The sequence below is a fragment of the Vibrio sp. 1562 genome, assembly GCF_033340155.1.
Classification (GTDB): Bacteria; Pseudomonadota; Gammaproteobacteria; order Enterobacterales; family Vibrionaceae; genus Vibrio; species Vibrio alginolyticus.
The window spans coordinates 1-526 of sequence record NZ_JAWOVY010000746.1; the positions used below are offsets into that span (position 1 = coordinate 1).

At 47.7% G+C, this 526-nt stretch carries 1 protein-coding gene; it reads right to left on the reverse strand.

Features of this window, described 5'->3' with window-relative positions; genetic code table 11:
• The coding region (locus R7Z49_RS27425) for a DUF1254 domain-containing protein (protein WP_318112819.1) at positions 1–516 on the reverse strand (516 nt) is incomplete at its 3' end.
• Between the last annotated feature and the right edge of the window lie 10 nt (positions 517–526).

Genomic DNA, 526 nt, shown 5'->3' on the forward strand with positions numbered 1-526 from the left:
ATTTACTGCCATGATGCGACCCATCAGCTTCACAAGGTTGCTGTCTACGCGAACCACTTCGTCGACAGAAGCTGGCACTTCACCTTGCCAATCTTGTGCTGCAAACATGAACTGGCCGCCTTTTGTGCCGCGAGTACGAGAACTGAACGCTGCGTTGGTGTAATGGCCCATGTCCATTGTGTGCAAGATCCAGTAACGGCCTTCATCCATATCAGGCACGCTCACAATGACAGGTTCTGCAGCAACATCTAACCAGCCCATAAGGTGAAGCGTATCGTTATTAATGGTTGGGTGAGCGGTGTAAGAGTCATCAGCTAGAGCACGAATATTCTGAAAGCGGTTGAGCGGATAGTTGTTTTCTACCGCCGTGTGATAGAAAAACTTGTACGCTTCATCAATAGAGTAGCCGTAGATATAAGCATCTTCTGCAAGATCAACATTGGTGTTAGCCGCAAATACAGGGCTGGCACCTAGCGCTGATAATCCCAATAGAGTAGCGAGTAATTTTTGTTTCATGGCTGGTTTC